Annotated in this window: 12 protein-coding genes and 2 tRNA genes; 2 read left to right on the forward strand and 12 right to left on the reverse strand. The window is 67.3% G+C overall.

All coding sequences use genetic code 11. The features are described 5' to 3' along the window. Positions 1-2: 2 nt before the first annotated feature. Together ACE37B_RS04055 and miaB are read right to left on the reverse strand one after the other, a co-directional pair. The gene (locus ACE37B_RS04055) at positions 3-305 is read right to left on the reverse strand and encodes a chorismate mutase (protein ID WP_409921997.1); all 303 of its coding nucleotides are present in this window, start codon (positions 303-305) and stop codon (positions 3-5) included. 27 nt (positions 306-332) lie between these two features. Further along, positions 333-1,778, reverse strand: coding sequence for a tRNA (N6-isopentenyl adenosine(37)-C2)-methylthiotransferase MiaB (gene miaB / locus ACE37B_RS04060; RefSeq protein ID WP_409921998.1), 1,446 nt, complete (start codon positions 1,776-1,778; stop codon positions 333-335). Between the two features lie 98 nt (positions 1,779-1,876). Here miaB and ACE37B_RS04065 point away from each other — a divergent pair, with 98 nt between their 5' ends. Further along, positions 1,877-2,320 (forward strand): hypothetical protein, encoded by a 444-nt coding sequence (locus ACE37B_RS04065; RefSeq protein ID WP_409921999.1) that lies wholly within the window; start codon positions 1,877-1,879, stop codon positions 2,318-2,320. 106 nt (positions 2,321-2,426) lie between these two features. Here ACE37B_RS04065 and recA read toward each other — a convergent pair whose 3' ends face one another. The 4 genes from recA to ACE37B_RS04085 all read right to left on the reverse strand — a co-directional run bounded on the left by recA (position 2,427) and on the right by ACE37B_RS04085 (position 5,851). Then, positions 2,427-3,500, reverse strand: a complete 1,074-nt coding sequence (gene recA / locus ACE37B_RS04070) for a recombinase RecA (protein ID WP_409922000.1) — start codon at positions 3,498-3,500, stop codon at positions 2,427-2,429. 144 nt (positions 3,501-3,644) lie between these two features. After that, positions 3,645-3,848, reverse strand: coding sequence for a hypothetical protein (locus tag ACE37B_RS04075; RefSeq protein ID WP_409922001.1), 204 nt, complete (start codon positions 3,846-3,848; stop codon positions 3,645-3,647). Next, positions 3,845-5,134 (reverse strand): DUF1996 domain-containing protein, encoded by a 1,290-nt coding sequence (locus ACE37B_RS04080; protein WP_409922002.1) that lies wholly within the window; start codon positions 5,132-5,134, stop codon positions 3,845-3,847. The genes ACE37B_RS04075 and ACE37B_RS04080 overlap by 4 nt, the downstream gene beginning before the upstream one ends. Before the next feature lie 279 nt (positions 5,135-5,413). Then, positions 5,414-5,851: a DUF983 domain-containing protein gene (locus ACE37B_RS04085; RefSeq protein WP_409922003.1), complete on the reverse strand. Its 438-nt coding sequence runs from the start codon at positions 5,849-5,851 to the stop codon at positions 5,414-5,416. Between the two features lie 38 nt (positions 5,852-5,889). On the opposite strand from ACE37B_RS04085, the gene ACE37B_RS04090 reads away from it, so the two are divergent. Continuing rightward, positions 5,890-6,702, forward strand: coding sequence for a hypothetical protein (locus tag ACE37B_RS04090; protein WP_409922004.1), 813 nt, complete (start codon positions 5,890-5,892; stop codon positions 6,700-6,702). Positions 6,703-6,895: 193 nt separating this feature from the next. Here ACE37B_RS04090 and ACE37B_RS04095 read toward each other — a convergent pair. From ACE37B_RS04095 to ACE37B_RS04120, 6 genes are all read right to left on the reverse strand, one after another. Continuing rightward, positions 6,896-6,971 (reverse strand) — tRNA-Lys (locus ACE37B_RS04095). A 61-nt stretch (positions 6,972-7,032) separates the two neighbouring features. Continuing rightward, positions 7,033-7,108 (reverse strand) — tRNA-His (locus tag ACE37B_RS04100). Positions 7,109-7,340: 232 nt separating this feature from the next. Continuing rightward, positions 7,341-8,285 carry a hypothetical protein gene (locus tag ACE37B_RS04105; protein WP_409922005.1) on the reverse strand — a complete coding sequence of 315 codons (945 nt, stop codon included), beginning with the start codon at positions 8,283-8,285 and terminating at the stop codon, positions 7,341-7,343. A gap of 271 nt (positions 8,286-8,556) precedes the next feature. Further along, complete coding sequence (locus ACE37B_RS04110; RefSeq protein ID WP_409922006.1) at positions 8,557-9,303, reverse strand: DUF2889 domain-containing protein; 747 nt, start codon at positions 9,301-9,303, stop codon at positions 8,557-8,559. Between the two features lie 67 nt (positions 9,304-9,370). Further along, the gene (locus ACE37B_RS04115) at positions 9,371-10,249 is read right to left on the reverse strand and encodes an aldo/keto reductase (protein WP_409922007.1); all 879 of its coding nucleotides are present in this window, start codon (positions 10,247-10,249) and stop codon (positions 9,371-9,373) included. Between the two features lie 84 nt (positions 10,250-10,333). Continuing rightward, positions 10,334-12,712 (reverse strand): hypothetical protein, encoded by a 2,379-nt coding sequence (locus tag ACE37B_RS04120; protein WP_409922008.1) that lies wholly within the window; start codon positions 12,710-12,712, stop codon positions 10,334-10,336. Positions 12,713-12,742 lie beyond the last annotated feature (30 nt).

Here is a 12,742-nt window from a genome sequence, read left to right on the forward strand (position 1 = left end):
GATCAGAGACGCTCGCCCTCCGCGATCCGCTGATGGTGATGGATCACCTCGGCGACGATGAAGCGCAGGAACTTCTCGGTGAAGACCGGGTCGAGCCCGGACGCTTCGGCAAGCGCACGCAAGCGGGTCAGTTGGATCTCCTCCCGACCCGGGTCAGCCGGAGCGAGCTGGGCTTGCTTCTTGTACCGACCAACCGCCTTGGTGATCTTGAACCGCTCGGCGAGCAGGTGCACCAACGCGGCGTCGATGTTGTCGATACTCGCCCGATACTCGGCGAGCCGCTCGTCATGTTGCACTTCAGCCATTGGCGTCGACAGTACCCGGTCGCCTGCTCACAGCGAGGCGACGGGGATCCGAACTCGATGGGTCGGCTCCGACAGTTGCTCGATGAACTCACCGAAGAGGTGGTGTGGCGCCGCCCGGGTGACCTCGACGGTCGCGTAGCTGCCGACCCGCATCGGCGTCGGCGACGAGAAGTGCACGAGCTTGTTCTGGCGCGTGCGACCCGATATCACGGTCGGGTCTTTTTTCGAGGGGCCCTCGACGAGCACCTCTTCGGTGCGTCCGACACGATCCTCGTGCTTGCGCATCGCCGAGCGTTCGACGACGACTCGGAGCTTCTCGAATCGCTCCGCCACGACGGCGGGGTCGACGAAGTGCGCCTCCATGGCCGCGGCCTCGGTACCTTCGCGCGGCGAGAAGATGAATGTGTACGCATAGTCGTATTCGGCGGCGGCGGCCACCTCGAGCGTGCGATCGAAGTCGTCGTCGGTCTCCCCCGGGAAACCGACGATGATGTCGGTCGACACGGCGAGATCTGTGACGATCCGGCGAGCCTCGGCGAGCTTGTCGAGATAGCGCGACGCGGTGTAACCACGGTGCATGAGTGCGAGCACTCGATCGCTGCCGGCCTGCAGCGGGTAGTGCAGGTGCTCGCACACCGCCGGTGTCTCGGCCATCGCCGCGAACGTCTCGGGCCGCATGTCCTTCGGGTGCGGGCTCGTGAAGCGGACCCGACGGATGCCCTCGACACCGCCGACGTCGCGGAGCAGATCGGCGAACAACGGCCGAAGTCGCGCGGTGGCGTCGCCAGCCTGGCGTGAGGCGAGCTGCAGATCTCGGCCATAGCTGTTGACGTTCTGACCCAGCAGCGTGACCTCGGTGACGCCGTCGGCGGCGAGTTCGCGAACCTCGGCGACGATGTCGTCGTACGGACGGCTCATCTCGTCGCCGCGCACGGCCGGGACGATGCAGAACGCGCAGTTGTTGTCACAGCCGATCTGGATCGTGACCCACGAGTTGTACGAAGTCTCCCGCCGTGCCGGCAATGCCGAGGGGAACATGGCGTGGTCGTCGACGACGGCCGCCTCGAGGATCTCGGTGAGCGGGCCGTCGACGCTGCTCGATTCGGCAAGGAGTTCCGCGGCTCGATGCACGTTGTGCGTGCCCATCACCACGTCGACGTGGCCAGCACGCTGGGCGACGAGATCCTGGTCCTTCTGCGCCAGGCAGCCCGACACGACGATCTGTCGTCCGTCCTTCTTGGACTTCCAGGTCTTGAGGTGCCCGAGGTTGCCGTACAGCTTGTTGTCGGCGTTCTCGCGAATGCAGCAGGTGTTGAGCACCACCACATCGGCGTCGGATTCGGACTCGGCCCGTACGAGGCCGTCGGCCTCGAGGAGGCCGGAAATCCGCTCCGAGTCGTGCTCGTTCATCTGGCAGCCGTACGTGCGCACGATGTAGCGCCGTGGCTCGGCGAGCGCCTCCTGGTCCGACATAGCGGCCCAGGCTAGCGACGGACGAGCTCGCCTCGGCGAGTGCGTCCGTCCGCTGGCACCGCACCGAACAAATCCGGGGTGTGGATAGCCTTCCGGCCGTGATCGCCATCTTCCTCAACGAGAATCAGACACTGGTCCGGATCCTGTACTTGATCCATATCGTCACGGTCGTGGGCGCCTTCGGGCCGCTCTTTCTGTATCCGAGGATGCAACGCGCCGGCGAGACGACGGCCATGGCCGCACTCCACATGAAGCTGGCCTTCCCCTCGATGGTGATCCTGTGGGTCGCCGGGATGGGCATGGCGGGCATCAACAAGTTCAACCTCGCCGAGACCTACTGGATCACCGCGACGATCGTGCTCTGGGCCATCGCGCTGGCCGTGAGCTGGTTTCTGATCCGCCCGGCCGTGAGCGACGCTTCGGCCGAGGCCAGGAAGAAGATGTCGATGGGTATCGGCATCACCCACCTGATCTTCGTCGTCAGCCTCTGGCTGATGATCTTCAAGCCCTTCGTCGACGGCACCTACGTCCTCAACGACTGACGCACTCGTTTGCGTCCGCAGGTCGGACGTCTGAACGCTCCGAATTCACACACGGGCCCGGCTCGGCTCGCGCGAGCCGGGCCGTGTGTTCACAGCGAAACGGTGATCACTCGATCTCGATGGGGACCTCATCTGCGTCGGTGAACGTCTCCGTGGCCTCGTCGGCCGCGTTCGGGTCGTCTTTCAGGCCGGAGGCGATCAGCACCTTGTCGCTGATCTCCATCATCACCTGCGGATTGGTCCGCAGGTACTCCTTGGCCTTCTCGCGGCCTTGACCGAGCTGTTCGCCTTCGTAGGTGAACCAGGCGCCCGACTTCTTCACGATGGCGAGGTCGACCGACAGGTCGATGAGCGAGCCTTCACGGCTGATGCCCTTGCCGTACATGATGTCGAACTCGGCTTGACGGAATGGCGGTGACACCTTGTTCTTGACGACCTTGACGCGAGTGCGGTTGCCCACGACCTCGGTGCCGTCTTTCAACGACTCGATGCGGCGAATGTCGAGCCGAACCGACGAGTAGAACTTCAGCGCTCGCCCACCCGGCGTGGTCTCGGGCGAACCGAACATGACGCCGATCTTCTCGCGCAGCTGGTTGATGAAGATCGCGATCGTGTTGGTCTTGCTCAGGTTGCCGGTGAGCTTGCGCAGCGCCTGGCTCATCAGACGTGCCTGCAGGCCGACGTGCGTGTCGCCCATCTCGCCTTCGATCTCGGCTCGCGGCGTGAGCGCCGCCACCGAGTCGATGACCAGGACGTCGATCGCCCCGGACCGAGTCAGCATGTCGGCGATCTCGAGCGCCTGCTCCCCTGTGTCGGGCTGGGAGATCAGCAACTGGTCGACGTCGACGCCGATCGCCGCGGCGTACACCGGGTCCATCGCGTGTTCGGCGTCGATGTACGCGCACACGCCACCGTTGCGCTGCGCTTCGGCGACGACGTGCATCGCGAGCGTCGACTTGCCCGACGACTCCGGGCCGTAGATCTCGGTGATGCGACCGCGGGGCAGTCCGCCGACACCGAGGGCGAGGTCGAGTGCCAACGCTCCAGTCGGGACGACCTCGATCGCCATGTTGGTGCGATCGCCCATCTTCATGACCGCGCCGGAGCCGAACTGCTTGTCGATCTGCTGCAACGCGATGTCGAGCGCCTTGTCACGATCGTTGCCTGGGTTACCTGCCATGTGTTTCTGCTTTCGTTCCGATGTTCGGCGGGATGCGGGCTCCGAGGAGCCGAGTTGGTTGAGCGGTTTCAGTATGACGATGCCCTGTCACAGAGTTGGGAACACAGCACTCGTTCGACGAGTTGCACCTGTGTCATTCGCACTCTAGGTGACGAACGACTGTTCGGGCAAGCATTGCAGAACCGAACGATGACAGAACAGCCAGCTGCCCGGCGCGGCTCCGACGGTGAACGTCGGAGAACCCGACGCCTTCTCGACGCCGGGCGGTGTCGTCAGTGTCGTGAGCGTCGTCAGCGTCGTCAGCGTCGTCAGTGTCGTCAGTGTCGTCAGTGTCGTCAGCGTCGTCACCCGTGCCGCTCGTGATCTGCGCCGGGTGCGACCACATCGGGAGTCGCTCCGGTGCCGTCGCTGACGCCGGACAGCCGGAGACCGTTGCCCAGGTTGCCATCGTGGCAGTCGAGTTCGCCGGCGATGCAGCCGTCGACGATCATCTGCATGACCTCGGGATGCCAGCCGTTCATCCAGTCGGCGTGAGCCGATGCCCCTCCAGGGTTGTTCTCGTCCACGACGTACCGGTCCGACGAGAGCTGCCAACCGACCGAGGAGCGGGTGGAGGGATCCCACACGTCCGGCTTGACCCCGAACGCCATGTGATAGGAGACCCGGACGACCGCAACGGGGTGGGTGTCGGGGCAGCTGCTGATCCGGCCCTCCGTCACCGGGTAGGCCATGTGGGAGGCATGGTCGGCGGAGTCGAGATGTTCACCGTCCCAGCAACTGGGGAAGAACAGGTCGAGGCGCACCCGGTCGGGTGCCGTGCAGTCCGGGGTGGTCGCGGAGAACCGCGGGTTGGAGGCATCGTCGGACTGCCAGCTCTGACAGTGCCATCGAACGACGCCGGTGTCCTGTGGGTCGTCGGGGGTCGCCGACGCGTCGCCGGCGACCATCACCAGGCCCTCGGGAATCGGCTGGACGCTGGACACGTCGGTGATGCCGGCGGAGTAGTAGAAGACCTCGTGCGCCTCGTCGTCCCCGCCGACCACGGCCGGGACGACGTCCCAGCTCTCACCTGTACCGGTCGGAGTGAGGAGGGCCGGCATCCAGTATGACGACAGGTTGAGCGCGCCGCCCTGACAGGTCGATCCGTCGGCTTCGACCAGTGATGCAGGCGTGGTGGTGTGATCTACATCGGGGTTGCCGTAGAAGCGGTGCAGATGGGCCGCTCCCTGCTCGCCAGGAAAGACCACCGGATCATCGTAGGAAGTGTGCGACAAGTCGCAGTTGATCCGCAGGATCCCGTTCCACGAGTTCGGCGCCACGGACGACGGTTGCATCTGTGTGGCGATCAGGCCGGGATGGCCATCGAGAGATGACCACTCGTGATCCGGGCCAGTCGCCACCTCGTTCGCCTCGAGCGGGTCCGCCGTCGCATGGGGCGGGTCCGCCGTCGCCTCGAGCGGGTCCGCCGTCGCATGGGGCGGGTCCGCCGTCGCATGGGGCGGGTCCGCCGTGAGCGTCTCGTCGGCGGGCGAGGTTCGGCTGTCCTCGGGCCCAGATGCTGGTGTCGAGTCCGCCGAGGTGGAGCAGCCGACGAGCAGGGCCGCGACAACAGCAGTGGCAACGACGCTCGTCATCCGGATCCTCGGCACGGGAACTCCCGCCGAACGCGCCGACGAGAGCACGCTCCGCGCGCCGGGCGCAGAGCGAGGCCCGCAAGATGACGCTCTCCCCATGCTCGTCGACGAACTGTTCGTGGTCATGACGGTTGCCTCTCGTCCATGACGGCCACGGAAGGCGACCGACAGGGACGATCGTGCACAGTGTCGGTGAGAACACTCCGTGAAGCGGTTGAGAGCCTGGTGAGATCTCGGGCGGCGTGACGAACCGGCCAGACCAGGCGAGTCGGCGCCTCGCTATGACGGGTCGGAGTCGGCGGACTCCGCCGCATCGGTGATCTCGATGTGATCGAGGTCGAAGTGCTCGGGTTCGACCGGGCGCATCATCAGGTCGATCGCCTGCCACATCGTGTACGACACCGGATACAGGATCATCGGCAGGATCAGGCCGCCGGCGATGAACACGATCATCATCGGCACCACTTCGATCTCCGGCCAGGTGATCGCCACGACCACGCCCATCGCCAGCACCAGCGGGCCCATCACGATGATGGCGGCGATGGCGGCCGCACCGAGTTCGAACCCCACGTCGTCGCGTCGCCACCGAAGGCCGCACGTCCGGCACGATTCGGCCTTTCCGAACCACGACGTGAAGAACGCACCTCGTCCACCACACCACGGGCAGCGCCGCCCGGCGCCGCGAACCAGCATCTTCGGCAGACTCGATCGCTCCACAGTCGCAGGCTAGGCACGAAATTTGGCAGACTCTCGCGGTGCGGCGATCTCTCGGTGGACTTCTGTTGTTGATTGCCGCAGGGCTCTTCGCGGTGTCGATCGGCGCGTTCTGGCTCGAGCGGGTGGCGTTCTCCCCGTCGGCCGACACCGACTCGACCTTCGAGATCCTGCGCGACGAGGACATCCGCAAACAGATCGCGACCCTCGTGGCCACGATCGACGGGCCGGTCCTCGGCATGTCACCGGTGCTGCTCAGCGAGACGATCGAAGGGCTCACGGAGCGGCGGGCGATGGCGACCGAGATGCGCCGCTTCGTGGCCGAAGCCCACGGCCGGGTGATCGGTGATCACGACGACCAGGTCGTGATCACGGCCGCCGAACAAGTCCAGATCGTGCGCAACGAGGGCGTTGCGTTGATGGACCCGATCGTGTTGCCGGTCGAGGAGGTCGGGTCGCTCTCGCTGTTGTCGACGATCACACGATGGCTCTGGCTGATCGGTGGTCCGCTCGCGATCGTGCTGACGTTGTTCGGTCTCGCGATTCGACCCGAGCGCGGCGAGTTCTCGCTCGCGTTCAGTCTCGGCTGCGCGGCAACCGGGCTCATGCTCCTCGTCATGGGCTACGTGGTCCCGGTGGCGCTGCTGCCGGCGCTGTCCGACGACGTGTGGGTCGGGGTGTTCCCGCGCCTCGCCGCAAACGACTTGACCTTCACCTTCGTCGGCGCGGTGATGTTCGTCGCCATCGGCGCGCTCGCGATGTTCGGCACCTCCGGGCTTCGACAACGGCGTCAACGCTCGACCCCGCTCGCGTCGGCCAGGTACCGCGAACAGCAACGCTGGAGCGGCCGCTGACCCATGTGGCCGGGGCCCCTACGGCTGGCCCATGTGGCTGGCCCCTACGGCTGGCCCGTGCGGCGTGGTGAGCAGTACTCGCAGGCGTCGAACGCTGTTGGCAGTCGTGACACGCTCCGAGCGCGGACACGTCGCAATGGCCCCAGGCGAACGAAAAATGACGCAGGGCCTGCTCGAACGAGCAGGCCCTGCGTGGTGCTTCCCCTGGGACTCGAACCCAGAACCAATGGATTAAGAGTCCACTGCTCTGCCAATTGAGCTAGAGAAGCGAGGCGGCTCGGCAGGGTATCGCCGGATTGCTCCGCCGACTCCCTGCCGAGTCTCGCATCTTGGGGTGGCCAAGGGGACTTGAACCCCCAACCGCCAGGATCACAACCTGGTGCTCTACCTATTGAGCTATGACCACCATGTGCCCTCCGGTCAGCAGCCGCGTCTCGGAGAGGGCGCACATTCTGCCAGGACCATCGCCGATCCACACCCACGTTTCGCACCACGTGTCCGCGGTGGGCGAATCTCACCCGTCGACGCCACCCCGCCGCCACCCGCCGCGATCCGTCGCGACCCGGCGCCAACACGGCCTCGCGGCGTCGAGCACGGGCTCTCACTCCCTCGGTGGGCGCCGTGTGACGGGTCGCCGGTCAGTTCGGCGACCACAGGATCTCGTCGGGCGGACCGTCGGGCACGCCCTGCTCCTCGAGGTCGATCTCGAAGAAGGCATCGACCCCGGGCCGAAGTCGTTCGACGTCGAAGGTGACCGCGGCGATCACCTCACCGCTCCCGCCGTTCTCCGACGATGCCTGCTCGCTGGGTTCGCGCCAGAGCAGCACCATCGCCACGTCGGTGAGTTCCGCCGGTGCGGTCGAGCGGATGCGACCTCGGATCACGTCGTCGATCCGCTCGACGGCACGGGTGCTGAGCACCGCGTCGAGAGCGAGATCGCTCGACGGAACGCCGACGGTGATGTCGAACTCGAGGCGAACGGGGGCCGGTGAAGGATCGACGAGCTGGCCCGCCACCGTCGAGTGCAACACGGCGTTGACACCGTCGAGCTGGTGCTCGGCACGGTGCGTCACCTGACCGTCCGCCGACAACAGCCGCACCGTGACGTCGACACCGCTGCGGGTCGGACCGTCGTCGGGGACCACGACGGTGAGGCCCCAGTCGAAGATCCCGTCACCGCGGTCGAGCAACCAGACCTCGTCGACGGCGACGAGACGCTCCGGTGGCACCGTCGGGTCCGGAGCCGCCAGCGATGTCGGCGGTGTCGGCGAGGAGACCTCGCTCCCCGTGTCGGCTTCTGCGTCAGCACCCGTGTTCGCGCCAGCGTTCGCTCCGGGGGCGGCGGACGGCGGCGGATCCGACGCGACCGACGACGAGTCGCCATCGCCTCGCAGCAGGAGGACGGCGCCGGCCACCGCACCGGCGACGAACGCTGCGACGAGCACCACGATCGCCGACCTGCGCAGGAAGCGGCGACGACGATCACGCCGAGCGAGGCGATGCGCAGCTTCGCGACGACGCTGTTCGGCCCACGGGTCGAAGGTCGACGCGGGCTCGCCGGACGGCCTCGGCAGCTCCGTCACCGGGACCCTCCGAGCGACGCTGCGACCGACACCGGGCGCGCGGGCACCGAGCGTGGGGACGCCGTCGGCGAGACGAGGGTGTGCGGCGCAAGTGACGGAAGTGACGGAGTGGACACGGCAATGGGGAACGAGACGAACGCGGCGAGGCCGAGACGACGAGTGCGGCCAGCATCGATCGAGACGCTCCGGCCTCGGCCGACCCTGTCAGCGACGCCGATCCTGCCAGATCGGCACCTCACGACGGTGTCGTCGAGGGCCCGACGGTGCGCAGTCACCCCATCCGAGCGGCCCAATCCTGCGGCTTGAGTCCGAGGGTCACCATTCGCTCGGCGGCGAACACAGGCGGCTCTGGCATCTCGCCGTCGCGGATCCGTGCGACGACATCGGAGTCCTCCGCCCACACGTGGCACGTGTTGAGGTTCATCTTCCACAGCTCCGAGCGGTCTTGGGCGGCCGAGCCCTCGGCATCCCCGGCAGCGGGTTCACTCGATGGCTCGCCCGCTCGGGATGCTCGCAGCCGATTGGCGGTCGACGCCCGCATCGACCACACGCACTGCATCGCGACGGGCGCCATCGCCTGCAGCAGCGCCGTGGTGTGCGTACAGCCCCGCGGACCGCCGAAGAGTTCGCGGACTCGGTGGGTGAACCCCCGCGCAATCGACAAGCCGACGAGCGAGTCGTAGTGATCGACGATGCGGGTGCACTCGGCATTCGGGTGCACCTCGATGCCGACGCGCGCGGCGATGATCTCCATCGTCGGATACCGGACCTCGATGTCGATCTGCATGTGGTGGACGGTCAGCGGATCGGGATCGTTCTCGAAATAGAGACCCGGCGGCTTCTGGTCGCGCACGGCTCCGCGGATCAACACGACGTCGTCGCCTGCTCGAAATGCTCTGATCCGGTATTCGCGATCGTGCAGAACCTCGAGCGGCTCACCCGACTCGTCGACCGGGTCGGTCGGGAGGATGCCGTCGTGGGCGAAGAGATCGGCGCTGGTCGCCTCGTGCATGCTCATCGCCGTCACGGTAGCCAACCGCCCGGCGAGCGCCCCAGGCGCAGCGCCCGCTGCTCCAGGTCGCCCGTCAGATCGCGACGGGCATGTCGTCGGAGAACAACGGCGTGATGCCCTCCGCGAACACGTCGGCGCGCATCTCGTCGTCGCTCGGCGCGTCGAGTGACCCGGACGCCGCGTCGACGATCATCGGCAGCAGTCGAGCGTCACTCGTCGAGTTGAGGAACAGCTGCGGATTCGACAGGACGTAACGAACCGCCCGGTCGATCGGCTCGGGATCGGTCAACGGGTCGTACCAGCTGAACCGGTTGGTGTCGCCGTCGGCCCAGCGCCCTCGCGCGATCGATTTGATCGTCTGCACGGCGACGTTGCGCTCGGCGCACACGCCGAGCAGACGTTCGACATCGGCGCGGTAGCCGGGGTTGTCGAGCAGGATGAAGTTGACCGGGAGCAGCACCGAGTCGAAGTCGAAGCGCTCGAGGCTGCGCAGGTGCATCCCGGCGACGGGCAGGCCGTGGCCGGTCACGCCGATGTGCGACACCAACCCGTCGTCTCTCGCCGCCGCCAACGCCTCCACGGCACCGCCCGGCCCGAACGCCGTCTCCCACTCCCCGTCGTCGACGAGGTTGTGCAACTGGATCAGGTCGACGTGCTCGACGCCCATGCGCTCCAACGAGCGCTCCAGCTCGGCGCGGGCATCGGAGCCTCGCCGCTCACCGGTCTTGGTGGCGAGGAACACCGAGTCGCGATGCGTGACGAGCCACGGAGCGAGCCGGTCCTCTGACGCGCCGTACGACGCGGCGGTGTCGATGTGGTTGATCCCCCACCGAGCCACGTCGGCCAGGGTCGCGTCCGCGCGTTCCTGACTCATGCCACCGAGCGCAGCAGCGCCGAAGATGACGCGCGTCGAGTGGTGACCGGTACGACCGAACGGAGCAAGCGGGAGCATGCGCCCGACCGTAGCGCTCGACTCCCACCGCCGGCGGCTCGACCCAGACCGCCTCGTGTCAGCGGTTCGTGTCAGCAGTCTGGGTCAGCCGTCTGTCGTGTAGCCGACGACGTCGACCGTGAGATCGGTGTCGGCCGACGAGTAGACGCAGATCCAGCCGTCGGGATCGCTCAACGCCACGAACACGGCATTGGACACGACCGACCCGGCTGCGTAGTTGACGCTGGCGGTGTTCGGGAGCTCCCCGCACGGGTACACGGTCACGAACCCGGAGGCCGATGGGCGGATCGCCGCGACGTTCAGCATCACCCCTCGGGCCTCGGCGGGCACCGAGCTGCGCCCAGCGATGCTGACGAAGTTGAAGCTGCCGTCGACCCCGGTCCGGCGACCGAACTGGTCGCGGCCGTCGACCGTCTCCTGGCCGGGCCGGGTCTCGATGAAGCGTTCGGGGTTGATCGAGACGAGCGAGCCCACCTCCGGAGCGAACGCCGACACGTCGACCACCAGATCGGTCTCGGCGCTCGCGAAGATACAGACCTTGCCGTTCTCGCCGATCCGTGCCAGCGCGAGGTTGTTGACCACGCCACCGGCCGGAGCGTTCAGGTTCGCCGCCGTCGGCTGGGCGGAGCCGCAGGGGAACACCGTGATGAACAGACCCGACGACGGTCGGATCGCCGTGATGTTGACCATGACCGCCGTCGCGCCGTCGTCGACGCTTCCGCGACCGGCGACCGGCAACTCGGTCACCCCAGCGGGAATCCGACCGCCACCGAACTCGGCACCGTCGACCGTCCCCGTCGCGGCGTCGGCGCGAGTCTCGAGGAACCGTTCGGGCACGATCGACTCGATCGATGCATCCGCCGGCACGAAGCCGTTCACGTCGATGATGAGCTCGACGGTCGTCGACACGAACAGACATGCCCGCCCGTCGCCGGAGAGCGCCACGAACCCACCCGCGGACGCAGCGGCGCCGGCCGCGAAGTTGAGGTTCGACGTGGTCGGTCGCTCGGAGTCGCATGGGTAGGCGGTCACGAAGCCGTTGCGGGTCGCGCCCGCCGCAGCGACGTTGAGCATCGCGGCGGTGGCATCGGCCGGCACCCCGGCGCGTCCGCCGACCTGGAGCACGAGTTCGGTGCCACCGGCCACGGCACCGATCTTCTCGAACGCCCCGTCGACGGTCACGGCGGTCTCGGAGCGGCGGGTGTCGGCGATCCGCGCCGGAGCCAGGGGCAGCACCGCCGGCGGCACAGCCACGAGCTCCGCGGCGATGGCGTTGCTGTTGCCGACCCGGTTCGCCCCCGTCGCCAGGAAGCGGGCTCCGTCGCCATGCGTGAGGTCGCTGAGGTCGGGCACGTCGGCCGCGACCGTGTACGTCGACACCGTCTCGCCGCGGAGGTCGAGCTGGATCACCCGTCCTGTCCCCCTGGTCGAGCCGACGAACACACCGTCACCGACCGCCTCGAGGTCGTCGACGGCGTCGGTGAACCGGATCGCCGCCGGGACGTCGATGGAACCGTCGGCGTCGAGGATCATCGTCTGCGATCGCTGCGAGCCACGGGCGATCGCCATCCACTTGCCGCTCGTCGGGTCGACCGCGACATGGACGTAGGTCGGGAAGCTGAACGGTTCGGCGTTGCGCACGTCGATGCTCTGCGACGCCTCGACGTCGAAGTCGGCATCGACGAGGGTGAAGGTGCCACCGTCGGTGTCGAGGCGCCCGACGAGGTAGTCGCCGGTCGAGGGATGACGTTCGATGGCCGTCCAGCTGTTGTTCCCGTTCTCGAACCTGCCGGGCAGGTCGGTGCGTGGCCCCACGGCGAGCGTGGGCGAGATGCGGGCCATCGTGGTCTTGTGCCGGTTCGAGAGGTCCTCGCAGGGGTCGGCGGTCGCGAAGAACATGCCGACCGCGTAGGCGAGCACGTAGTCGCCGGTGGCGGTGTCGACGACGACGTCGTGGTGATTCGCCGTACACCGGAAGTCGGCGGAGTTGATCTGCGAGAGTTGCGTGGGCCCGCCGATCGGTGCGCCTCCAGGGCTCATCCGCTGCCCGAAGATCCGATTCGCCTTCACGTACGTCACCAGGAACTCGTCGACGAGCGGGTTGTAGTCGATGTCGAGCCGGGTCGTGATCGGGCTGCCGAGGCTGTCGGGCGACGCGTCGGTGTGGATCACCACCGGTTCGGTCACCACGGCTCCGTCGCCGTCGACCACCCCCACGTACAGTCGTCGGACGCCTGACGCCGAATGCGTGACCACCATGTAGCGGTCACGCGTGGGGTCGTACGCCGACGCGATGTCGGTCGGGTTGGCGACGTCGGGTAGCGGATTGAACGCGTCGCCCGTCGTGCCGGGGGCGGGCTGAACCGCCGCGTCGGTCGGCGCACTCGTCAAACCGCCGACGGTGACAGCGAGGACGGAGGCGAGCAGGAGGGCACGGAGTCCGGATCGTTGACGTCGCAGCATCGACTCACCACAACACACGATCGGTAACAC

This window comes from Ilumatobacter sp., from assembly GCF_046290335.1.
Lineage (GTDB): Bacteria > Actinomycetota > Acidimicrobiia > Acidimicrobiales > Ilumatobacteraceae > Ilumatobacter_A.

Excerpts from the sequence above, each read along its gene's own strand:
- ACE37B_RS04055 (WP_409921997.1), bottom strand. The coding sequence starts at position 305 with ATGGCTGAAGTGCAACATGACGAGCGGCTCGCCGAGTATCGGGCGAGT.
- miaB (WP_409921998.1), bottom strand. The coding sequence starts at position 1,778 with ATGTCGGACCAGGAGGCGCTCGCCGAGCCACGGCGCTACATCGTGCGC.
- recA (WP_409922000.1), bottom strand. The coding sequence starts at position 3,500 with ATGGCAGGTAACCCAGGCAACGATCGTGACAAGGCGCTCGACATCGCG.
- ACE37B_RS04080 (WP_409922002.1), bottom strand. The coding sequence starts at position 5,134 with ATGACGAGCGTCGTTGCCACTGCTGTTGTCGCGGCCCTGCTCGTCGGC.
- ACE37B_RS04110 (WP_409922006.1), bottom strand. The coding sequence starts at position 9,303 with ATGAGCATGCACGAGGCGACCAGCGCCGATCTCTTCGCCCACGACGGC.
- ACE37B_RS04115 (WP_409922007.1), bottom strand. The coding sequence starts at position 10,249 with ATGCTCCCGCTTGCTCCGTTCGGTCGTACCGGTCACCACTCGACGCGC.
- ACE37B_RS04120 (WP_409922008.1), bottom strand. The coding sequence starts at position 12,712 with ATGCTGCGACGTCAACGATCCGGACTCCGTGCCCTCCTGCTCGCCTCC.